Source organism: Kordiimonas marina (assembly GCF_023006325.1).
GTDB lineage: Bacteria > Pseudomonadota > Alphaproteobacteria > Sphingomonadales > Kordiimonadaceae > Kordiimonas > Kordiimonas marina.
This window is the reverse complement of record NZ_JAINDF010000001.1, coordinates 31,035-52,073: the sequence shown is the minus strand read 5'-3', so window position 1 is coordinate 52,073 and position 21,039 is coordinate 31,035. Positions and strand designations below refer to the sequence as shown.

Here is a 21,039-nt window from a genome sequence, read left to right as displayed (position 1 = left end):
CGCTTAAGCCCCCGCCTTGCTTTCCAGATGCTGGAGCACCAGCACCCTGAGCGCCCCGCTTAACGAACCTGCCCGGGCCTCGTCGATCTGCCGGACCAGTTCATTGATCGACAGGCCGTCCGCTTCGGCAATGACGCGCAGGTGCCGCCAGAAGCCTTTTTCCAGCGAAATAGACGTGCGGTGCCCGGCGATGGTCACCGAATGTTTTTCAAGCTTTGCGTCTTCAAGGTTCAGCATGTCCCCGATGTTGCACCGGTGGCGCCTGAGGTCAAGCCGCTTGACGCAAGCCTGTTCAATCTCCGCTTATGGCGGCGGCAACGAAAACTGGTTTGTCGTTTTGTCATCTATATAGCAATATTGCTATATGACGATAGACAAGCAGATTGAAATGGCCCTGAAGGCACTGGCGAGTGACAAGCGGCTTCAGGTGTTGGACTGGCTGAAGGACCCTGTGGGCAACTTTCCGCCGCAGGTGGATGGCGACCTGATCACCGACGGCGTATGCGCCAACTTCATCACCGACAAGCTGGGGGTCAGCCAACCGACGGCGGCCCGGCACCTCAAGGTGCTGGCGGACGCCGGGCTTATCATCCCCACCCGCAAGAAGGGCTGGACCTTCTACCGCCGCGACGAAGCGGCGATCAGCCGCCTCAAGCGGACTATCAGCGAGGATTTATGACCATGACGGACCCCCGATACGCGCCGCTTTTAGACCTCGCCGCCGCCCATGCTGCCGACTATATCGAGGGCCTGCCCGATATGCCGGTTTTCCCCGGCGTTGCCGCGCGCGCCGGGCTCAGTGCGTTCGATGAGGCCTTGCCGGAGGTCGGTATCGATCCGCGATACGTCATCGACCGCCTGCATGGCGCGGGCAGTCCGGCCACAGTGGCGAACGCGGGTGGCCGGTATTATGGCTTCGTGATCGGGGGTGCGCTGCCGGTGACCGTGGCGGCCAACTGGCTGGCGGGCGCCTGGGACCAGGTCGTAACTTCGAGTGTCAACTCACCTGCGGGCACCTATATCGAGGATGTCGCTTGCCGCTGGTTGCTTGATTTCCTCGATCTGCCGCGTGAAAGCGCCGTGGGCCTGACGACGGGCGCGACGGTGGCCAGCTTCACCGCGCTCGCCGCGGCCAGGAGTGCGCTTCTCGCCCGCGCCGGCTGGGACGTGGAGGCGGACGGCCTTTATGGCGCGCCGGAGATCAAGGTCGTGGTGTCAGATGATGTCCATGCCACGATCGAGAAAGACCTGGCGATGCTGGGCCTCGGCCGCAACCGGGTAACGCGTGTGCCGGTGGACAGTGAAGGCCGGATGCGCGCGGATGCGCTGCCACCTTTGGATGCGCTGACGCTCGTCTGTACCCAGTGCGGCAATGTGAATTCCGGTTCCATCGACCCGATCGGCGCCATCGTGCGTGAGGCGCGCAAGGTTGGTGCCTGGGTGCATGTGGACGGGGCCGTCGGCCTTTGGGCGCTGGCGCTGGATGACCTCGCCGAGACGACCGAAGGGATCGTGCTTGCCGACAGTTGGGTGACCGACGGTCACAAGGGGCTCAACACGCCCTATGACTGCGGCATCGTGATCGTGAAGGAAGCCGCAGCACTTCACCGGGCAATGGGTATCTCAGCCGCCTATTTGCCGGAAGCGATGGGCGAGCCGAAAGACCGGGTGCCTGAATCGTCCCGCCGCGCGCGCGGGGTTGAGGTGTGGGCCGCGATGGCCAGCCTCGGCCGTCAGGGATTGATCGATATGTTTAACCGCTTCCGCATTCACGCGCGTGCTTTCGCCGCCGGGCTTGAAGATATCGGGTTCGAGGTGCTGAATGATGTTATGCTCAACCAGGTGGTGGCGACCATCGGCACGCCGGAGGAGCTCAAGGCCATCCGTGCGCACGTGGAGGCGTCTGGCGAATGCTGGTTCGGGCCGACCCACTGGCTGGGGCGCGATGCCATCCGGATCGCGATTTCAAGCTGGCGCACGACCGAGGCGGATGTCGACCGGTCTCTGGCCGCCATCCGGGCTGCCAAGGAAGCGGTGATCGGCTGATAAATGAAAAGGGCGGCTGATTGGCCGCCCTTTCCGCTTAAAGTCTTGGGGCCTTAGAGGTCCTTGAAGAAGTCATTGCCTTTGTCATCGACGATGATGAAGGCGGGGAAGTCTTCGACGTCGATCTTCCACACGGCTTCCATGCCCAGTTCCTCGAAATCCAGCACTTCGACATGCTTGATGTTGTTCTTGGCGAGAATGGCCGCCGGGCCGCCGATGGAGCCGAGGTAGAAACCGCCGTTTTCCTTGCAGGCGTCGGTGACCATGCGCGAGCGGTTGCCCTTGGCGAGGCTGATCATGCTGCCGCCGAGTTTCTGGAACGGGCCGACATAGCTGTCCATCCGGCCTGCGGTCGTCGGCCCGAACGAGCCCGAGGCATAGCCTTCCGGCGTCTTGGCGGGACCGGCGTAATAGATGATGTGATCCTTGAAATAGTCCGGCATCGGTGCGCCGTCCTCGATCATCTTCTGCACGCGGGCATGGGCCAGGTCACGCGCGACCACGATGGTGCCGGTCAGGCTCAGCCGCGTCTTGATCGGATACTGGCTCAGTTCAGCCAGGATGTCCTTCATCGGGCGGTTGAGGTCGACCTTGATCACATGGTCGGACAGCTTGCTGTGGTCGATCTCCGGCATGTATTTGGCCGGGTCGGTCTCCAGCGCCTCCAGGAAGATGCCTTCCTCGGTGATCTTGGCTTTGGCCTGACGGTCGGCCGAGCAGGAAACCCCGATGCCGACGGGCAGGCTGGCGCCGTGGCGCGGCAGGCGGATCACCCGCACGTCGTGGCAGAAATATTTGCCGCCGAACTGGGCGCCGATGCCCAGGTTCTGCGTGAGCTTGTGGATTTTAGCTTCCATTTCGACATCGCGGAAGGCGCGGCCGGTTTCGTCACCGGTGGTCGGCAGGGTGTCATAGTCCCGCGCAGAGGCCTTCTTGACCGTGGCGAGGTTCTGTTCCGCCGACAGGCCGCCGATCACGATCGCCAAGTGGTAGGGCGGGCAGGCCGCGGTACCAAGCGATTTGATCTTCTCCTCCAGGAACGCCATCATCTTGTCTTCGCGCAAGCTGGCGGGCGTCTGCTGGTAAAGGTAGGTCTTGTTGGCGCTGCCGCCGCCCTTCGCCATGAACAGGAAGTTATATTCCATGCCCTTGTCGGCATAGATGTCGATCTGCGCCGGGGTGTTGTTCTTGGTGTTGACTTCCTTGTACATGCTCAAGGGCGCCATCTGGCTATAGCGGAGGTTGGTCTCCGTATAGGTGCGCATCACGCCCTTGGTCAGCGGTGCGCCGTCGTCGCCGTCGGTCCAGACATACTGGCCCTTTTTGCCGACGATGATGGCGGTGCCGGTGTCCTGGCAGCTCGGCAGCACGCGGCCCGCGGCGATGTTAGCGTTCTTTAGAAGCTCTTCCGCGACGAAACGGTCGTTCCCGCTGGCTTCCGGGTCATCAAGGATGCTGGCAAGCTGCTTCAGGTGGCTCGGCCGCAGGAGGTGCGCAATGTCCGACATGGCGGTGCGGCTCAGCAGTTCCAGCCCTTCGTCTTCAACCTTCAGGACGCGCTTGCCGTCCACCTCGATCACCGAGACAAAGTCGCTTGTGAGCTTGCGGTATTCGGTCTTGTCTTCGCCAAGTTGGAAGAGCTTGGAATAGGTCCATTCGGTCATGATGCGGGTCCTCAGATTAGGAACTGGGAATTAGGGGCAAGCCCGCCTGTGGCTCGGGCGGGCGGGGCGGAGAGCCGCCCCGGCGATGCTGATTTTATTTTTTGCGGAAAGCGTCGAGCGTGACGACATTGCCGCCATCGCCGTTGCTCGGGGGGGTGTCTACCGGGGTTTTATCCTGCGGTGCGTTGGCTTCAGGCGCTTCGGCCACGGCTGGGGCGAACTCGGCAACGATGTCGCCATCCTCGATTTCGCCGTTCTCGCCAAATTCTTCCGCGTCGATTTCATCGCCTTCATCATGGAACTGAAGCGCGAACTGGACGCTGGGGTCGACAAAGCCGACCACGGCATCGAACGGGATCTCCAGATGTTCCGGCTTCTGATTGAAGGAAAGGCCGACCTCGAACCGGTCGTCATAGACCTTCAGCCCCCAGAATTTATGCTGGAGCACGATGGTCATCTCATCGGGGAAGCGGCTCATCAGGCTCGCGGGGATATTGACGCCGGGCGCCTGGGTCTTGAAGGCGATATAGAAATGATGCTCGCCCATGAGGCCGTCACGCTCGGTGTCCTGAAGGACTGAACGGACGACACCGCGCAGGGCATCCTGCACTTTGGCGTCATAGTCGATGTAGGTGTCTGACATGCGGTAACCCAAACTTTTCTGAAAATGCGGCAGTCAAGCCCAATTGCGCCCCTTATAAAACGAGCTTTCCGGGTCGTGAAGGAAAAAAACGACCCTGAGGCAGGTTGTGTGCTGGTGGGCGGTGGGGGCGGACCTTCATGAGCGGTCCTTTTCGCCCGTCAGGGAAGGGCACAAACACAGGTTTTGGCGCGGCGGATGTTTGCAAGACATAATTGAAAGTGTAGATTGTTTCATAAGCAGGCGGTTAAATCGTTATTAACCTGTCAATTGTCACTTTAGTGGAATTCTTGCCAGTTTTGGTGAGGCTTCGGCGCTGAAACCTGGGTGAGGGGCCTGGGGGCAGAGGCCAGACAAGTGTTTGAGCGGGTTTGGTGTAGGCCGTCTTCTGGGGCGGAAAAACAGGGAAGATGCCCAGGCATCTATATTGCCTTTATGAACCTTGAGTATTTCCAACTGGCAATGGAATTTATTGAATCGTCCAAAACGATCGACAATTTGGACGACCTGGGCCGTTCATTTCAGAATACGGCGCGCAAGCTGGGCTTCGAACATTATGCCTGCGTCTCCTGCGTCGAGTTCGGCTCCATGCCGGAAGGGGCCGTCTTCCTGGCCGATTACCCCGAGGACTGGACCAATTATTATCTCGAGAACAGCTATGAGCGCAAAGACCGCATTCTGCAGGTGTCTTTGAAGCAGCATTTGCCGTTCAACTGGGAGAACGAGATTGTCACCAAGGGCATGAACGCCCAGCAGAGCGAGATTTTCAGTGAGGCCGAAGATGCCGGGCTTCTGTATGGCGTGACGGTCCCGATCCATGTGGTTGGCGCTTTCCCAGGGGCTGTGAATGTGGTCGGGGAAAACCGGGATGTCGACCCGGCGGCTGAACATGCCATCCATCTCATGAGCGTTTATCTGCATGATGCGGCGCTCAGGCTGAAATATAAGAACGATGGCCAGGTGGAGCCGATCACCAAGCTGACAACCCGGGAACGCGAATGCCTGGAATGGGTGGCCGCGGGCAAGACGGACTGGGAGATTTCCGCGATTCTGTCGATCGCCGAACGCACGGTCCATAACCATGTGGAAAGCGCCAAGGTAAAGCTTGGCGTGCATACAAGGGTACAGGCTGTGGTGAAGGCGTTCCTCTCGAACCTGATTCACTATAGGTAGCACTATGCTACCACTTTCCGAAAACTAGTCTGATCGGCCAATAGGCCTATTAAAATGAATGTTTGATCATGGGGCGTCCACATATTGATGGAGGTCCGCATGATCCATGTTGTCAGTGATGTAAACCGGTCTGAATACCGCAGTTACTTGCGCCAGCTCTGGCAACAGCGGTACGAGGTTTTTGTCGAAAAAATGGGCTGGAGCCTCGATTGCGCCAAAGGGATCGAGCGCGACCGTTTCGACCATGCGGAAACCATTTACCTCCTCTCGATCAACGACAAGGGTCTCCTCAAGGGGGCCATGCGCCTGCTGCCGACGGAGAAGCCGCACCTGCTGGGTGAAGCTTTCCCGAACCTCTGCGCCGACAAGGTGCCGACGGCAGCCGATACCTGGGAAGTTTCCCGCTTTTACAGCCTGACAGGGCGTCATCTGCTGCTCGAACGCGACCGGACGGTCAGCGAGCTTGTCTGCGGTCTGTTCGAATATGGCCTGATGCATGACATCCGCCACGTGACCTGCGTGGCCAGCATGGTGCTGTTCCCAACGATTTTGAAAGCTGGGTGGAACGTTACGCCGCTCGGCCTGCCGGACGTCGTCGATGGCGAGGTGGTCCTCGCCTTCCAGATCGACCTTGACGAAAGCCATTATCAGTCTGTCTGCGCCACCCGCGGTGTCGAAGGCAGCGTTCTTTATAACGCACCCACATTGGTGCCTGAATTGGAGGTTGCGGTATGAGCGTGTTCACAGCGGAATTCAATCAGGCGACCCCGCTTGATCTCAGCGGCGCAGCCAATCAGCTCGGTTTCCTTCTCGGTCAGTTGGACGGCAGCAAGGTTGAAGCCATCGCGGCCAAGGTCGAACGGCTCGCCGATGTTGCCGACGTCGACCATGGCACTGCCCCCGATGGGGAAGAAGCCGCCCTGCCGATCCATGCCCGGGTCCAGCAGGCGATCGCCCGCATTCTCTATGCCGTTGCCGGCATGAGCTATGAGGACCGGGTTTTTGCCCTGACCTATGCCGAAATTCAGGCTGTTTTGGATGGAGCGAACGATGAGTGCTATGAAACCCCTTATTGTCAGTGACAGTGACGACCAGACGGTCGCCGCCATCACCGCTGAGCTGGAAACGGAAGGCCTCGTGCATCTGCGTTTCCCCGCGCTCAAGGAAACTTTCGCGCGCCTGCAGGAAGACCTGAAGCCGCATCTGGAAAGCTACCCTACTTGCGAAGGCATGTTTTTCGGCTACCAGACCAAACGTTTCGGCAGCGTTTTCTCAAAATCAGACGCGTCATGGGCGCTGGCGACCCACCCGGTCGTCACCGGGGTTATGAACAAGATACTCGGCCCCTTCTGTGACCGCTACCAAATCAACCTGACCCAGGCGATCCGGATCGAACCGGGCGAGAAGGAACAACTACCGCACCGCGACGATGAAATGTTCCCGTTCCCGCACCAGGGAACCCATTTCATGGTCAACGCCATGTGGGCCCTGAGTGACTTCAGCGAGGAAAACGGCGGAACGCGCATCTGGCCCCGGTCGCACAAAGACGACCTCACGCGCGAGCCCAGTTACGACGACGTTTATTACGCCACCATGGAGGCGGGCGATGTGGTGCTTTACCTCGGCTCGGCCCTGCACTGTGGCGGTGCCAATCGTTCTGAGGCGCCGCGGGACGGCTTGGTGATCTCCTACAGCCTCGGCTGGCTCCGGCAGTCGGAAAACCAGTATCTGGCCTATCCGCCAGAGGTGGCGAAGCGCTTTCCGGTCGAGCTGCAGGAGCTGATCGGCTACCGCGCCCACCGGCCCAACCTTGGCTGGCTCGACGGGCAGGAACCCATGCGCATCCTGGCGGACGATGTGACGGAAGGCCCTGTGCCGACCCTCGACCTACTGCCGCCTGAAATCGAGGCCATGGTGAAAGAAATGGCCGCCTAAACTGCTCTCTCTCGTTCCGCCGTCTTTCAGGACTCCGGCGGGGCAGACCAACCGCCAAAACCGGGCGTGGCTACCCGGTTTTGGCGGTTTTTTTATTGCGGGCAGCATAAAGGCGCCGCCGGGGATGGCGGGCAGGGCAGGTAACAATGTCTGGGAAAAGGATAGAAGTGGGCCGTTCTGTTGCTAGGTGGCCCGGACCCCACCTGAAGGCGTCAACCCCCAGGAATTTATAAATGTAGCTTACTGGGACTGCTTACGCAGCAACAGCAAACTCGACGTTGTTGTCGTTAGCATTTATTTGTTTTGGCCCATCACAGCGGTACCATCCTGAGCGAAGAGCAATACACCGTTCAATACACGTCGATCCTATTTCGCCCCCATCAGAAACGGTCTGAAATCCGTTCTCAGCCTTCTGGCCGCTTCTGGTGGAGGCGCCGGGTACCGCCCCCGGGTCCGCAATACCTACTTAATGCGCCGTTTATCGCCATAGCTGGTTACCCAGCACGCCTGATATAAGCGTTCCAGCCCCGAATTTAAAGACCTAATGACGGCTGAAATGGAATTCCGCAGCCGGGCAGGGGTGCGACATTTTCATCATTGACCTTCCAGGGCATCGTCCTTTATATCGTTAATCGACGATATACGAATAAGAGGTGTTCATGAGTATGCTGCCGACAGTGGAAACAGCAGGATATAGCGACGACGACATCGCCTTGACCGCCAAGGCACTGGGCCATCCCGCGCGTATCCACATCGTGCGGGTGCTCCTCGCAAAACAGTCTTGTATCGGCTGCGATATTGTCGAGGAAGTCGGGCTGGCCCAATCCACGGTGTCCGAGCATCTGCGCATCTTGAAGGCCGCAGGCATCATCAAGGGCGAGGTCGAGCATCCGCGGGTCTGTTATTCGCTCAATGCGGACAGACTTCTCCCGCTCGCAGGATTGCTGAACCTCGTGTTTGAACAGGAGAGCCAGGGCGAGCTCATGGGCTCTATCTGCTGCCCGCCCGGCGCGTGTGGGCCTGAAGGCGCCGCGTGAGATAGCCATAAACGAAGGAAACGATCATGGACACTGACATGCCCCGCAAGCGGCTTTCTTTCCTGGACCGATACCTGACAGTCTGGATTTTCGCGGCCATGGCGCTTGGTGTCGGGCTTGGCTCGGCCTTCAAGGGCTTGCCTGTGTTTCTCGACAGCCTGTCTTTTGGCACCACCAATGTGCCCATCGCCATAGGCCTGATCTTGATGATGTTCCCGCCGCTCGCGCGCGTCCATTATGAGGACCTGCCGATGGTGTTCAGGGACCGGCGGGCGCTTGCCCTGTCGCTGATCCAGAACTGGCTGATCGGCCCTGTGCTGATGTTCGCGCTCGCCGTCATTTTCTTGCGGGACTATCCCGAATATATGACCGGTCTGATCCTGATCGGCCTGGCGCGCTGTATCGCCATGGTCATCGTCTGGAACCAGTTGGCGGGCGGCAACAATCAGTATGTGGCGGCGCTCGTGGCCTTCAACTCGGTGTTCCAGATCGTGTTTTTCAGCGTCTATGCCTGGTTTTTCCTCACCGTCCTGCCGCCGATGGTCGGGCTTGAGGGCAGGGTGGTCGATGTCGACTTCTGGACCATTGCCCAGGCGGTTCTGATCTATCTCGGCATTCCCTTCGCGGCCGGTTACCTGACACGCCGCACCCTGATGCAGCGGAAGGGCCGGGATTGGTACGAAGGCCATTTCCTGCCGAAGATCGCGCCGGTCACTTTGATCGCGCTTCTGTTCACCATTGTCGCCATGTTCTCGCTCAAGGGCGGCATGGTGCTCGATCTGCCGCACGATGTGCTCCGGATCGCGGTGCCGCTCGCGCTTTATTTCGTCATCATGTTCGTCGTCAGTTACGTCATGAGCAAGCTGATGGGGATCGACTATCCCCGCACCACGGCCATTTCCTTCACCGCAGCCAGCAACAATTTCGAGCTGGCGATCGCGGTCGCTATCGCCGCCTTCGGGCTCGCGTCGCCGATCGCGTTCGCAACGGTGATCGGCCCACTCGTCGAGGTACCTGTCCTGATCTCGCTGGTCACGGTGGCGCTCAAGCTGAAAGCACGCTGGTTCGATACGCCCTGAGCTTCCGAATAGGAGAGAGTTATGCGTAACATTCTGTTTCTTTGTGTCGGCAATTCCGCCCGTAGCCAAATGGCCGAAGGTCTGGCCCGGGACATTTTGGGGTCGGACGTGACCGTGCAAAGCGCGGGGTCTGAGCCCGCAGGTGTCAACCCATTGGCGGTTGAAGTTATGGCTGAGCTGGGGATCGATATTTCGGCCCAGCGATCCAAGTCTGTAGACGACATCGACGCAGGCGCGGTGGACCTTGTTGTCACCCTGTGTGCGGATGCCGTCTGCCCGGTGTTTCCCGGCCCTGTAAAGCGGCTCCATTGGCCGATTATGGACCCCACGCCCAAGGAGAGCACGGTATCGGCTGATGAGCTGCGTCAGCGCTTCCGCACGGCGCGGGACCAGATCAAGGGCCGCATCGAGGTATTGGCGGCGCTGGCGGATGTGCCGGACGGCCCACCGTCGGACGAGTTTCACGCCAGCATCCGTGTGGCCGATCTGGCAACCAGCGTGCGCTTTTATGCCTGGCTTCTCGGGACCTGGCCCAAGGATTGGACGCACCGCTACGCCACCTTCATCCGGCCGGACCTCAATTTGAACTTCGTTGTGGTGGTGTCGGACGGTAAGGAGCTGCACCATGATACGCTCTACCACCTCGGGGTCGGTATGTCGGACCGGGAAGCGGTGGTGGACGCCTATCACAGGGCGGTCAGCTTCGGCGCCCATGTTGAAAAACCGCCGCGCACCACCTGGAAGGGCACACCGCTGCATGAACTGTGGCTTAAGGACCCGGATGGCACGCTGATTGAGATCTATGCGCGCCTGACCGAGGCGCAGCTCGCAGAAAAGCCGGCGGATGAGATGCCGATCTTTTTGGTCCCGGGCACCGAGCCGCCTGCTTAGGCAGACTGCATAGTCGAAATCAGCCCCGAAAGATGAGATTCGGGGCTGACGCCTTTTTGTGGCATAATGGACCGGTGTTGGGCGTTTTGTGATGGGAGATAGACCATGGCAGACAAGGAACACTGGGAATGGAGGGATGTAACCGGCCCGCGCGGTAATTACCGTGAAGCGGTTGCCCTTTTCGATACCGAACAGGACCTGCAGGAAGCAGTGGATGACCTGGAAAGCCACGGCTTTTCGAACGCTGCCATCTCGCGGCCCGTATCCCCGGAAGAAATCGAATCCACCCTGCGCCGCAGCATCAGGAGTGTTGCGGAACTTGAGGACGATTCCCGCGTCCCGCGTGAACCCTATATCGACAGGAATAGCCGGTCGACCGCGCTGATGGTGACGGTCTTTGCCCCGATCTATATCCTGTTGCTCGCGGGGACGGGGCTTGCGACAGCCCATGGCATGGAGCCGTGGCAGGCTGTTGTGCTGGTGTCCGGGCTCGGCGTCATCGGGGCGCTTGGCGGCGGGTTGATTGCTTACCGGCACGCTACCCGGATGAAGGACCGGGCGCGCAAGGAAAAATCCTGGGGTGGCCTGCTTCTGTGGGTCAGGACCGGTAGCCGGGGTCAGGAGCAGCGTGCCCTCGATATTCTCAGGCGTCACGCCGGGCGCGATGTGCACCTGCATGGACCCGCGGGTGCGGCTGCCGTCCACTGACAGGCTTTGCCTGAAACCTATGACCCCGGCGTTACTTGCGCCGGGGGCTGGGTTCTTTTGCTAGATTATCGGGCTATTTTATAATTATTTCTTTGAATTTTGATGTTTAAAACATTATATGGCGGCGAAAGCTGAAAGGAATTCCCATGAGCGACCTGCCGCCCTGCCCGAAATGCCAGTCCCCATACACCTATGAGGACGGCATCATGCTGATCTGTCCCGAATGTGGCCATGAGTGGGCGCCGGGCACCGAAGCCCTGGGCTCGGATGAGAAAGAAATCCGCGACGCTGTTGGCAATATTCTCTCGGACGGTGACACCATTACGGTAATCAAGGACCTTAAGGTCAAAGGCTCGTCCACCACCGTCAAGGTCGGCACCAAGGTCAAGAATATCCGCCTGGTGGATGGTGACCATGACATTGATTGCAAGATTGACGGTATCGGCCCGATGAGCCTCAAGTCGGAATTCGTCAAGAAAGTATAAGGCGCCGTAAGGGCCTGAACCGGAAGGGTCGCTTTTTGCGGCCCTTTTTTGTGCGCGTGATTGGCCGCAGCCGGGTATGTGGCTATTGCCTCAGGCCGTGCCAGGCCCTATAGATTTTGACTGTATCAGCTTGGTAAGGGGGGGCAGCGCGTTCATGCGGCAATATCTTGATCTCGTGGCACGTATCCGGGAAGAAGGCGTCTTCAAGGGCGACCGTACGGGGACGGGCACCTACAGTGTGTTCGGCCACCAGATGCGCTTCAATCTTGCCGACGGCTTTCCGCTCGTTACCACGAAAAAGCTGCACCTGCGCTCGATCATTCATGAGCTTCTGTGGTTCATCACCGGTGACACCAACATCCGGTATCTCAAGGAAAACGGCGTTTCCATCTGGGACGAATGGGCCGATGAAAATGGCGACCTCGGGCCCGTATACGGCCACCAGTGGCGCAGCTGGCCGACGCCGGACGGCGGCACCATCGACCAGATCACGAATGTCATCAACCAGATCAAGACCAATCCGAACAGCCGCCGCCTGATCGTGTCGGCCTGGAATGTGGCCGATGTCGACAATATGGCGTTGCCGCCGTGCCACTGCCTGTTCCAGTTCTATGTCGCGGACGGCAAGCTTAGCTGCCAGCTTTATCAGCGCAGCGCCGACGTCTTCCTGGGCGTGCCCTTCAACATCGCTTCCTATGCGCTGTTGACCCACATGATGGCGCAGGTATGCGGCCTTGAGGTGGGGGATTTCGTCCATACGCTGGGCGACGCGCATCTCTACAGCAACCATATCGAACAGGCCGACCTCCAGCTCACGCGGGAGCCGCTCAAGCTGCCCACGCTGTGGCTCAATCCGGCGGTCGACGATTTGTTTGCCTTTACATATGATGACATTCGCATAGACAATTATCAGGCACATGCGCACATCAAGGGGGCTGTAGCGGTCTAACGCTCGGCAGGACCAAAGGGGGGATTTGTGCCGCGGGAAGGCGACGTCGATTTACGCCAGTTGGCGCTTTTAATATTCGTGCTTGTCATCGGCCTTGGGCTTACCTGGTCGGCGACGCGTGAGGCTGTGCATTCCGCCCAGTCGGAAGCCATGGCGCGCTTTGAATCGGCTGCGGAACTTTATACCGACCGTATTTCCGGCACCTTCAAGACCGGCATCACCATGGCGGGGGACCTTAACCGCTATTATTACGCCTCCGATCATATGACCCGGGCCGGGTTTTCAAGCATTGTCGATGCCACCTCAATCCTGCACCAAAACCGCCGCCTTGTCGCCATTGTCGCCCCGGTACCGCATGGCAGGATCGGCCTGTTGGAACAGGTGGCGCGCACCCGCGACAGCGAACCCTATCATGCGCATGAGCCGGTCGGCGTGACGTCCCCGGCGAAAGATACCGATATCGGCTATTATCTTTTCTATGTCTGGGCGCCGGACAAACAAAATGAGACAGCCTGGACCGGGCTGAACATTGGTGCCTGGCCCGCGGTCCACAGCTTCCTGGATGAAGTTATGGCCACCAATAAACCGGCGGCAATCCCCCTTCCGATGCTTGGCCATGATATTGCCCCCAGCCCGGGGAATGTGATGATCGCGACGCCGATTGTCACGCGCGAGGGGCCGCGGCGGGCCGTGATTGTCCAGATTGTCGATATGGGCGCTGTCATGCGCTCGATCGCCGAGACGCACAGCCTTTCCAGCCTGAACCTGCAAGTGCGAAGCAGCTGGAACCAGGGCAAGATATCCGAGGGCTTCAGCATCCGTCACCAAGGGACGGAGGTAGACAACCAGCCGCTTCCCAAGAACCAGGCCATTTGGCAGATCCATGAGAAACTTCAGCTCGGCCCGCAGGTCTGGGACCTGACGCCCTGGGCGCCCTTGCGCGCATTCAGGGTGGATTATGGCCCGGCGGTCATCACCGCCAGCGTGTGCCTGCTGCTGACCGGCCTTGTGCTCTTTATCGTCTGGTCACAGTCCGAGCGGGCGAAGCGGGTGGTCGAGATCGTCAACCGCCGCACCCGTGCGCTCAAGGAAGCGCATGAGGAACTGGAGGAGCATTATAAGCTCCTGCAGAACCTCAACAAGGATGTCGAGGAGGCGCGCCAGTCCGCGGAAACCGCGAACCGTGCGAAATCCGAATTCCTCGCGACCATGAGCCATGAACTGAGGACCCCGCTGAATGCCATTCTCGGCTTTTCCCAGCTTCTCCGGGAGCAGCCGCTCGGGGACCTGGGCGATGCCCGCTATGTGGAATATGCTGTCGATATCCACACCAGCGGCTCACACCTCCTTAGCCTGATCAACGATATCCTCGACCTCGCCAAGCTTGAGGCCGGCAAGATCAATATCGAACGCAAGGTGGTCGATACCCGGGCGCTGGTGGACCGTGTGCTGACGCTTCTGGGGCAGCAGGCGGAGGATAAGGGGATCGAGTTCAAGGCCGAGGTGGCGGAGGCGATGCCGAGCCATATCTGGGGGGATGAGCTTCGGCTCCGGCAGATCATGATCAACCTGGCTTCGAATGCGATCAAGTTTACCAACAAGGGGTCTGTTGTCATCCGCTTGCTGCCGAAACCTTTCGCGAACGGCCAAGCCGGCTGGGTGCTGGAGGTGCAGGATACCGGTATCGGCATCCCCGAGGACAAGCAAAGCACGCTGTTCGACCGCTTCACCCAGGTGGACCCCTCGCTCTCCCGCCGTCATGGCGGTGTGGGGCTCGGGCTCGCCATCTGCCGCGAACTGGTCGACCGGATGCACGGCAAGATCAGCGTGCGCAGCATCCCGGACGTGGGCACCACCATCCGTGCGCATCTGCCGCTTGAACCGGCGGATGCCGAGGATGTAGACGATATGATGATCTGATCCAGATCCGGTTTTGGAGTTTTATGATGGCTGTAATCCTCGTTGTCGCAATGGCGGAAAACAGGGCAATCGGGAAGAACGGCGACCTGCCGTGGCGCTTGCCGGCTGACCTCAAGCATTTCAAGGCGGTGACCATGGGCAAGGCCATGATCATGGGCCGCAAGACCTTCCAGTCGATCGGCCGTCCGCTGCCGGGGCGCCGCACCATTGTGGTGACCCGCAACAAGGATTGGTCGGCAGACGGCGTCGAGGTTGCCTACAGCCTTCAGGATGCCATGGCGCTGGCGGGTGAGGGCGATGTCATGATCGTCGGCGGCGGTGAGATTTACACCCAGGCGATGGATGTGGCTGACCGGCTTGAGGTCACCGAAGTGGCGCTCACGGTCGATGGCGATGCTTTCTTCCCGGAAATCGTCGCGTCTGAGTGGCGGGAGGAAAGTCGTGAGGCCTTCCCGGCCGAAGACGACAAGCCCGCTTACGCGTTCGTCAGCTACGTCCGGGTTTAAGGCTCAGACCTTCAGGCTTTCAGCGATTTTTCCGGCAATCTCACGGTAGGCGGCGGAGATCGGGCTGTCCGGCTCCGCGGCCACAATCGGTGTGCCGGCATCGGCATGTTCGCGCACGCTCATATGCAGCGGGATACCGCCGAGGAACGGCTGGCCGAGCTTTTTCGCCACCTCTTCCGCGCCGCCATGGCCGAAGATATGGGCTTCGCCGCCGCAGTGCGGGCAGACGAAGCTGCTCATATTCTCGATAATGCCGAGGATCGGCACATTCACTTTCTGGAACATGGCGAGGCCCTTGCGCGCGTCAATCAGCGCCAGGTCCTGCGGGGTGGAGACAATCACGGCGCCCGAAAGCGGCGCCTGCTGCACCATGGTCAGCTGTACGTCGCCGGTGCCCGGCGGCATATCGACCACCAGAACGTCCAAAGGCCCCCACGCCACATCCTTGAGAAGCTGTTGGGTCGCGCCCATCACGCGGGGACCGCGCCACACCACCGGCTGGTCGACATCGATCAGGAAGCCGACCGACATGACCTTGAGGCCATAGGCCATCAGCGGCTGGATGATCTTGTCTTTGATTTCGGGGCGCTCGTCCGTGCCCACCAGCATCGGCAGGCTGGGGCCGAAAATATCGGCGTCCAGCACACCCACCTTCAAGCCCTGCGCCTGAAGCGCGAGCGCGAGGTTGATGCTGGTCGTCGATTTGCCGACGCCGCCCTTGCCGCTTGCTACCGCGATAATGTGCTTCACGCCGGGAATCTCGACCGGGGTCGGCGGCGCCTTGTGTGCGCCTTCCATTTTCGGTGTTTCCATCTTCGGCGGTTGCGGCTTGGCGCTCGCGGGCCGTGAGGCGGTGACAACCACATTGGCGGCTTCAACGCCGTCCACTTCCAGGGCCGCACGTTCGACGAAAGCGCGCAGGTCTTCCCGGTTCGGCGGCGCCTGGGTGCCGAAATCCAGCACGATGCCCACCTGTCCGCCATCAGCGATCACGGCGCTGACAATCCCGGCGGCCACAATATCCTGCCCGTCGGGGCCAGGGGACAGCGTGATTTCCTTGAGCCGGTTGAAAACAGCCTGTTTAAGCGTGTCGGACATGGGAGAAAGCCTCTTAATTCAACTAATTTGGGCTGGTGCCGTTGCAGCCACGCGGTGCCTACCATATATAGCAAAGCAAGACACGGCCTTTCTATTCACGTTAGGCTGGCAAGGCGGCTGTTCAGGCCGCACCACAGGGGAGACAAGTATGCCTTGGCAAAATAACGGTGACGGTGACCGCCCGAACCCATGGGGCTCCGGCCCGCGTCGCGGTGGCGGCGGTGGCGGCGAACCCCCGCAAATCGACGATATCATCCGTAAAGGACAGGAACAGATCCGCAAGGCGCTGCCCGGTGGCGGCGGCGGTGTCGTGATCATGCTCCTCGTGGCGTTCATGCTGTGGCTCGCAAGCGGTATCTACCGGGTCGGGACCAACGAACAAGGTGTCGTTCTCCTTTTCGGTAAATGGATCGAATCGTCCGCGCCGGGCCTGCACTGGCACCTGCCGTATCCGATCGAGTCCGCCGAAGTACGCGGTGTGACCGATGAACAGCAAACGCTGATCGGCAGCCGTGAGTCCGAAGATCGCCGGGGAATCCGTTCTTCAGCACGTCCGGATGAAAGCCTGATGCTGACGGCGGACGAGAATATTGTTGATGTCCGCTTCAACGTGGTCTGGAAAATCAAGGACCTGGGCCAGTATCTGTTCAAGATCAAGCGGCCAGAGCAAACAGTTAAGGCTGTTTCGGAAAGTGTCATGCGGGAATTGGTTGGCGAGACAAACATCGTGCCGATCATTACCAAGGGCCGGGACCGGCTGCAGACAGATGCCCGTGCATTGATCCAGCAGACGCTCGATAGCTATCAAGCCGGCGTTGAAGTCATCCGTGTCCAGATCCTGGAAGCTGAAGCTCCCGCAGAAGTGAAGGATGCCTTCCTTGATGTTCAGCGGGCTGAAGCCGACCAGCAACGTTTCCGGAACGAGGCGGAAGCCTACCGGAACAAGGTTGTGAACGAAGCTGAAGGTAACGCTGAGAAAACCATCCAGCAGGCTGAAGCTTATAAAGCACAAACCATTGCCCGTGCCGAAGGTGAAGCTGCCCGTTTCAAGGATGTCTACGCCCAGTATGCCCTGGCAAAGGATGTCACCAAGAAACGCCTGTATCTGGAAACCATGGAAGACGTTCTTTCAGGGATGCACAAGGTTATTCTGGATGCCAAGGGTGGGACCGTGACCTACCTGCCGGTCGGTGATTTGCTCAAAACGCAAAGCGGGGGGAAATAAGTCATGAATACTAAAACCCTGATTGGCCTTGTGCTTCTCGCCGTTCTCGCCTTCACGGGCCTGAGCAGTCTCTATGTTGTTAAAGAAGGTGAACAGGCTCTCGTCGTGAAATTCGGTGACCCGAAACGGACAGTCACCGAGGCAGGCCTGCATGTGAAAATTCCTTTCATGGAGCAGGTGATCACCCTTGAGAAGCGGATCATGAGCCTGGATATCCGTCCGCAGGAAGTCCTTGCCAGCGATCAGCGGCGTCTTGTCGTCGATAGCTTTGCCCGTTACCGCATCGTTGATCCGCTTAAGCGCTATCAAGCCGCCCGGACTGAAACCGGTGCTGCCAGCCTTCTGGAAAACGCGATGGAATCAACGGTCCGGGAAGTGCTCGCCAAGGAGACGATGCAAAATATCGTCTCTGGCCAGCGGGCGGAGCTGATGCAGCGCATCCGTGACATCACCAACGACAAAGCCAAAAGCTTTGGCCTTGAAGTGGTCGATGTTCGCCTGAAGCGCGTTGATCTTCCGAAAGCGAACAGCCAGGCGATCTTCGCCCGGATGGAAACAGAACGTAAGCGGGAAGCCACTGAGAAGCGTGCTGTTGGTCAGCGGGATGCCGTGAAGATCAAGGCTATGGCGGACCGTAATGCCGCTGAACTGAACGCCGATGCCGGCCGTAAAGCCCAGATCATCCGTGGTCAGGCCGATGCGCAGGCGGTGAAAATCTTCGCCCAGGCGTTCGGCAAGGACGAAGACTTCTTCGAATTCTATCGTACTCTGCAGGCCTACAAGAAAGCGCTGAACAAGGACAACACCACTTTGGTCTTGTCACCGGACAGCGATTTCCTCAAGCTGTTCAAGAATGGGGACGAGAAGGCCAAGCGTTAAGCTTCCATGAATTGGACTCTTCTACTGACAGGGCTAGGCCTCGCTCTCTTTATTGAGGGCGCGGCCTATGCTCTTATTCCGGACAGCATCAGGCGGCACCTTATCGCAATGCTGGAACAACCTGTCGCAAAGCTTCGGTGGCTAGGGTTGACCCTGGCGGCAATTGGTGTTGCGATGGTTTGGCTGGTAAACAAACCGTGATTTGTGCGTCAGCTGTGCGGCCAACGCAGAGAATAATAATCGAAGGAGTAAGTGCCTTGAGCACCAACTTGACAAAAATGATTGATGGACGGAAGACGGCGGCCTTCTGGCGGACCATGATGATGGGATTTGCCATACTGGCAGCCGCCATGATCATGGTGAAGCCGGCGGCAGCCCGTGGCGCGCCGGACAGTTTTGCCGACCTCGTGGAAAAACTTTCGCCGGCTGTGGTGAATATCTCCACCATCCAAACCATCCGTGAATCCAAGAGCGATCGTGCACAGATGCCTGAAGGCCTGCCGTTTGGCGACCTGTGGGATCAGTTCCGTGGCCGCGAAGATGACGAACCGCGTCAGGCTCGCTCGCTTGGTTCAGGCTTCATTGTCGACCCTTCGGGTATCGTGATTACCAACAATCACGTGGTTGAAGACGCCGACGAAATCAGTGTGATCACCGTTGACGGCACCAAATATGCCGCCAAGGTTCTCGGCAAGGATGCCCTGTCGGACATCGCCGTTCTCAAGATCACGCCGAAAGATGGTACAAAGCTGCCCTTCGTGCCGTGGGGCGATTCCGACAAGGAACGCATCGGTGACTGGGTTATTGCCATCGGCAACCCGTTCGGCCTCGGCGGTTCTGTGACTGCCGGTATCGTGTCGGCCCGCAACCGTGCGATCAACAATTCGGGTGATGTTGAATTCATCCAGACCGATGCTCCGATCAACCGTGGTAACTCCGGTGGTCCGCTCTTCAACATGAAGGGTGAAGTCATCGGCGTGAACTCGGCCATCTTCTCGCCGTCGGGCGGCAACGTCGGTATCGGTTTCTCGATCCCGTCCAACGATGCATCCCGCGTGATGAAAGAGCTGATGAAATACGGCAAGGTTCGCCGCGGCTGGCTCGGTGTCGGTATCCAGGGCGTGACCCCGGAAATCGCCGAATCGCTCGGCCTCGATACCCATAAGGGTGCGATCATCGGCAACGTACAGGATGACAGCCCGGCCGCAAAAGCTGGTCTGCATCAGGGCGACATCATCGTCACCTGGGACGGCAAGGAAGTTGACGACAGCGCAGGCCTCAGCCGTCTGGTCAAGCGGACCGAAATCGGCAAGCCTGTTGTGGTTGACATCATCCGTGACGGCAAGCACCAGAAAATCAATGTCACCACCGGTGAGCTCAAAGGCGAGCAACTGGCGGAAGCCGAAGGCCGTGACCGCGAAGACGGCGGACCGAACGATGGCTACCGTGCTGACCGTGAGCTTGTCCAGGGCATGGAACTGGCGCCGCTCAATGACGATATGCGCCGCCGCTATAACCTTGATGATGGTGTCGATGGTGTTGTTATCCTGCGCACCGCGCCGGGCTGTCCTGCTTACTTCGCAGGCATGCGTCCGGGGACCGTTATCCTTCGGGTCAACCAGCATAAGGTTTCGAACCCGTCGGATGTGGTTAAGCAGATCAACAAAGCCCGCGATGAAAAGCGGGAGCGTGTCCTGCTTCTGGTCAATGCCCGCGGTAACACCGTGCATATTCCGCTGAAGCTGATGAGCAAGGCAGAAGAAGACAAGCTGATGAAGCGCCGGAAATAAGCCGGGCTTCACCGCCAAGACAAAAGAAAAGGGCCGGTTTTCACCGGCCCTTTTTGCATGGGAATGCTGGTTGTGCCCGTGGGACGAAGCGTCAGGAGACGAACTCGTCCTTGCTGTAGCCCTGCAGGTACAGAAGCGCGGTCAGGTCATTATGGTTGACCGCCACCTGCGCGGCCGCCGCGGTTTTCGGCTTGGCGTGGTAGGCGACACCGAGGCCCGCGGCCTGGATCATCGGGATATCGTTGGCGCCGTCGCCGACCGCCAGCACATCCGTGTGCGTGTAGCCGAGCGCGTCAGCCTGTTCCTTCAGCGTGTCCAGCTTGGTGTGGGCGCCGCAGATCGGCATCTGCACGGTGCCCGCAAGCGCGTCCCCGCTGGTTAACAGCACGTTGGCGCGGTGCATGTCGAAGCCGATCTCTGCCGCGACCTTCTCGGTGAAATAGGTGAAACCGCCGGAGACGAGCACGGCACGGGCGCCTGCAGCCTTCATGGTCCGCACCAGCGTGCGCGCGCCGGACATGATCTCGATCCGCTCGTTATAACAGCGGGCCAGCGTCTCAAGCGGCAGGCCCTTCAGGAGTGCTACCCGTTCGGTAAGCGCGCCTTCGAAATCCAGCTCGCCGCGCATGGCGGCCTCGGTGATCTTGGCGACATGCTCCTTGATGCCCGCGAAGTCAGCCAGCTCGTCGATGCATTCAACCGTGATCATGGTCGAATCCATATCGGCGAGGAACAGCTTCTTCTTGCGGCCGTGCGCTTCCTGTAGCGCCCAATCGACCGGCATGCCCTCAAGTGCGCTTGCCAGTTTTTCGCGGGCCTCCGCCGCGTCGCCCGCATAGGTCATGTCGACCGCTTCACCGGGCGCCAGCTCATGCGTGGGGCCGAGCGCAGGCAGCGCCACACGCGCCTTTTCCTCCGCGCTTTTCAGCGCTTCGCTATTCTGGGGGTTGACGATCAGGGTCAGCACCATATTCATAGGACGAACTTCCAACATGCGCACAAAAGGCGACGGGT

23 protein-coding genes, 1 other RNA gene and 1 pseudogene are annotated in these 21,039 nt (G+C 59.5%); 19 read left to right on the top strand and 6 right to left on the bottom strand.

The window, feature by feature from the left end; translation table 11 throughout:
• Positions 1–3: 3 nt before the first annotated feature.
• Positions 4–237 (bottom strand): ribbon-helix-helix domain-containing protein, encoded by a 234-nt coding sequence (locus K6118_RS00280; protein WP_247118121.1) that lies wholly within the window; start codon positions 235–237, stop codon positions 4–6.
• Positions 238–364: 127 nt separating this feature from the next.
• On the opposite strand from K6118_RS00280, the gene K6118_RS00275 reads away from it, so the two are divergent.
• Entirely contained in the window at positions 365–679 is a 315-nt protein-coding gene (locus K6118_RS00275) for an ArsR/SmtB family transcription factor (protein WP_247118120.1), read from the top strand.
• A 2-nt stretch (positions 680–681) separates the two neighbouring features.
• Entirely contained in the window at positions 682–2,046 is a 1,365-nt protein-coding gene (locus K6118_RS00270; RefSeq protein ID WP_247118119.1) for a pyridoxal phosphate-dependent decarboxylase family protein, read from the top strand.
• Positions 2,047–2,099: 53 nt separating this feature from the next.
• On the opposite strand, the gene K6118_RS00265 is transcribed toward K6118_RS00270, so the two are convergent.
• Both K6118_RS00265 and K6118_RS00260 read right to left on the bottom strand, forming a co-directional pair.
• Positions 2,100–3,710, bottom strand: coding sequence for a fumarate hydratase (locus K6118_RS00265; protein ID WP_247118118.1), 1,611 nt, complete (start codon positions 3,708–3,710; stop codon positions 2,100–2,102).
• A 94-nt stretch (positions 3,711–3,804) separates the two neighbouring features.
• The gene (locus tag K6118_RS00260) at positions 3,805–4,353 is read right to left on the bottom strand and encodes an SspB family protein (RefSeq protein ID WP_247118117.1); all 549 of its coding nucleotides are present in this window, start codon (positions 4,351–4,353) and stop codon (positions 3,805–3,807) included.
• 432 nt (positions 4,354–4,785) lie between these two features.
• Here K6118_RS00260 and K6118_RS00255 point away from each other — a divergent pair, with 432 nt between their 5' ends.
• The 4 genes from K6118_RS00255 (at position 4,786) to K6118_RS00240 (ending at position 7,458) form a co-directional block, all read left to right on the top strand.
• On the top strand, positions 4,786–5,523 hold the full coding sequence (locus K6118_RS00255) for a LuxR family transcriptional regulator (protein WP_247118116.1): 738 nt from the start codon (positions 4,786–4,788) through the stop codon (positions 5,521–5,523).
• 99 nt (positions 5,524–5,622) lie between these two features.
• Positions 5,623–6,258: an acyl-homoserine-lactone synthase gene (locus tag K6118_RS00250; RefSeq protein WP_247118115.1), complete on the top strand. Its 636-nt coding sequence runs from the start codon at positions 5,623–5,625 to the stop codon at positions 6,256–6,258.
• Positions 6,255–6,605 (top strand): hypothetical protein, encoded by a 351-nt coding sequence (locus K6118_RS00245; RefSeq protein WP_247118114.1) that lies wholly within the window; start codon positions 6,255–6,257, stop codon positions 6,603–6,605. The genes K6118_RS00250 and K6118_RS00245 overlap by 4 nt, the downstream gene beginning before the upstream one ends.
• Complete coding sequence (locus K6118_RS00240; RefSeq protein ID WP_247118113.1) at positions 6,583–7,458, top strand: phytanoyl-CoA dioxygenase family protein; 876 nt, start codon at positions 6,583–6,585, stop codon at positions 7,456–7,458. Before K6118_RS00245 ends, K6118_RS00240 begins: the two co-directional genes overlap by 23 nt.
• A gap of 166 nt (positions 7,459–7,624) precedes the next feature.
• Here the strand turns inward: K6118_RS00240 and ssrA are convergent.
• Positions 7,625–8,000, bottom strand: a transfer-messenger RNA (tmRNA) gene (ssrA, locus tag K6118_RS00235).
• Positions 8,001–8,117: 117 nt separating this feature from the next.
• Here ssrA and K6118_RS00230 point away from each other — a divergent pair.
• The 9 genes and pseudogenes from K6118_RS00230 (at position 8,118) to K6118_RS00195 (ending at position 15,033) form a co-directional block, all read left to right on the top strand.
• Positions 8,118–8,495: an ArsR/SmtB family transcription factor gene (locus K6118_RS00230; RefSeq protein WP_247118112.1), complete on the top strand. Its 378-nt coding sequence runs from the start codon at positions 8,118–8,120 to the stop codon at positions 8,493–8,495.
• A 26-nt stretch (positions 8,496–8,521) separates the two neighbouring features.
• Positions 8,522–9,574 carry an ACR3 family arsenite efflux transporter gene (gene arsB, locus K6118_RS00225; protein WP_247118111.1) on the top strand — a complete coding sequence of 351 codons (1,053 nt, stop codon included), beginning with the start codon at positions 8,522–8,524 and terminating at the stop codon, positions 9,572–9,574.
• Positions 9,575–9,595: 21 nt separating this feature from the next.
• A pseudogene (locus K6118_RS17460) lies at positions 9,596–9,991 on the top strand (arsenate reductase ArsC); the annotation flags it as partial.
• A 15-nt stretch (positions 9,992–10,006) separates the two neighbouring features.
• Complete coding sequence (locus tag K6118_RS17455) at positions 10,007–10,465, top strand: VOC family protein (RefSeq protein WP_343269894.1); 459 nt, start codon at positions 10,007–10,009, stop codon at positions 10,463–10,465.
• A 105-nt stretch (positions 10,466–10,570) separates the two neighbouring features.
• Positions 10,571–11,173: a hypothetical protein gene (locus K6118_RS00215; protein ID WP_247118109.1), complete on the top strand. Its 603-nt coding sequence runs from the start codon at positions 10,571–10,573 to the stop codon at positions 11,171–11,173.
• Between the two features lie 146 nt (positions 11,174–11,319).
• The gene (locus tag K6118_RS00210; RefSeq protein WP_247118108.1) at positions 11,320–11,658 is read left to right on the top strand and encodes a zinc ribbon domain-containing protein YjdM; all 339 of its coding nucleotides are present in this window, start codon (positions 11,320–11,322) and stop codon (positions 11,656–11,658) included.
• Positions 11,659–11,812: 154 nt separating this feature from the next.
• On the top strand, positions 11,813–12,607 hold the full coding sequence (locus tag K6118_RS00205; protein ID WP_247118107.1) for a thymidylate synthase: 795 nt from the start codon (positions 11,813–11,815) through the stop codon (positions 12,605–12,607).
• 27 nt (positions 12,608–12,634) lie between these two features.
• Positions 12,635–14,527, top strand: a complete 1,893-nt coding sequence (locus K6118_RS00200; protein ID WP_247118106.1) for an ATP-binding protein — start codon at positions 12,635–12,637, stop codon at positions 14,525–14,527.
• 23 nt (positions 14,528–14,550) lie between these two features.
• Complete coding sequence (locus tag K6118_RS00195; protein ID WP_247118105.1) at positions 14,551–15,033, top strand: dihydrofolate reductase; 483 nt, start codon at positions 14,551–14,553, stop codon at positions 15,031–15,033.
• 3 nt (positions 15,034–15,036) lie between these two features.
• Here K6118_RS00195 and K6118_RS00190 read toward each other — a convergent pair whose 3' ends face one another.
• Positions 15,037–16,131, bottom strand: a complete 1,095-nt coding sequence (locus K6118_RS00190) for an Mrp/NBP35 family ATP-binding protein (protein WP_247118104.1) — start codon at positions 16,129–16,131, stop codon at positions 15,037–15,039.
• Positions 16,132–16,279: 148 nt separating this feature from the next.
• Here K6118_RS00190 and hflK point away from each other — a divergent pair, with 148 nt between their 5' ends.
• The 4 genes from hflK to K6118_RS00175 are packed head-to-tail and all read left to right on the top strand — an operon-like array spanning position 16,280 to position 20,025.
• On the top strand, positions 16,280–17,356 hold the full coding sequence (hflK, locus tag K6118_RS00185) for an FtsH protease activity modulator HflK (protein WP_247118103.1): 1,077 nt from the start codon (positions 16,280–16,282) through the stop codon (positions 17,354–17,356).
• 3 nt (positions 17,357–17,359) lie between these two features.
• A complete protein-coding gene (gene hflC / locus K6118_RS00180) occupies positions 17,360–18,235 on the top strand; it encodes a protease modulator HflC (RefSeq protein WP_247118102.1) in 876 nt (291 codons plus the stop codon).
• Between the two features lie 6 nt (positions 18,236–18,241).
• Complete coding sequence (locus K6118_RS17450; protein WP_343269708.1) at positions 18,242–18,436, top strand: DUF2065 domain-containing protein; 195 nt, start codon at positions 18,242–18,244, stop codon at positions 18,434–18,436.
• Between the two features lie 56 nt (positions 18,437–18,492).
• Positions 18,493–20,025: a DegQ family serine endoprotease gene (locus K6118_RS00175; protein ID WP_247118101.1), complete on the top strand. Its 1,533-nt coding sequence runs from the start codon at positions 18,493–18,495 to the stop codon at positions 20,023–20,025.
• Between the two features lie 91 nt (positions 20,026–20,116).
• On the opposite strand, the gene serB is transcribed toward K6118_RS00175, so the two are convergent.
• Positions 20,117–21,001: a phosphoserine phosphatase SerB gene (serB, locus tag K6118_RS00170; RefSeq protein WP_247118100.1), complete on the bottom strand. Its 885-nt coding sequence runs from the start codon at positions 20,999–21,001 to the stop codon at positions 20,117–20,119.
• Positions 21,002–21,039 lie beyond the last annotated feature (38 nt).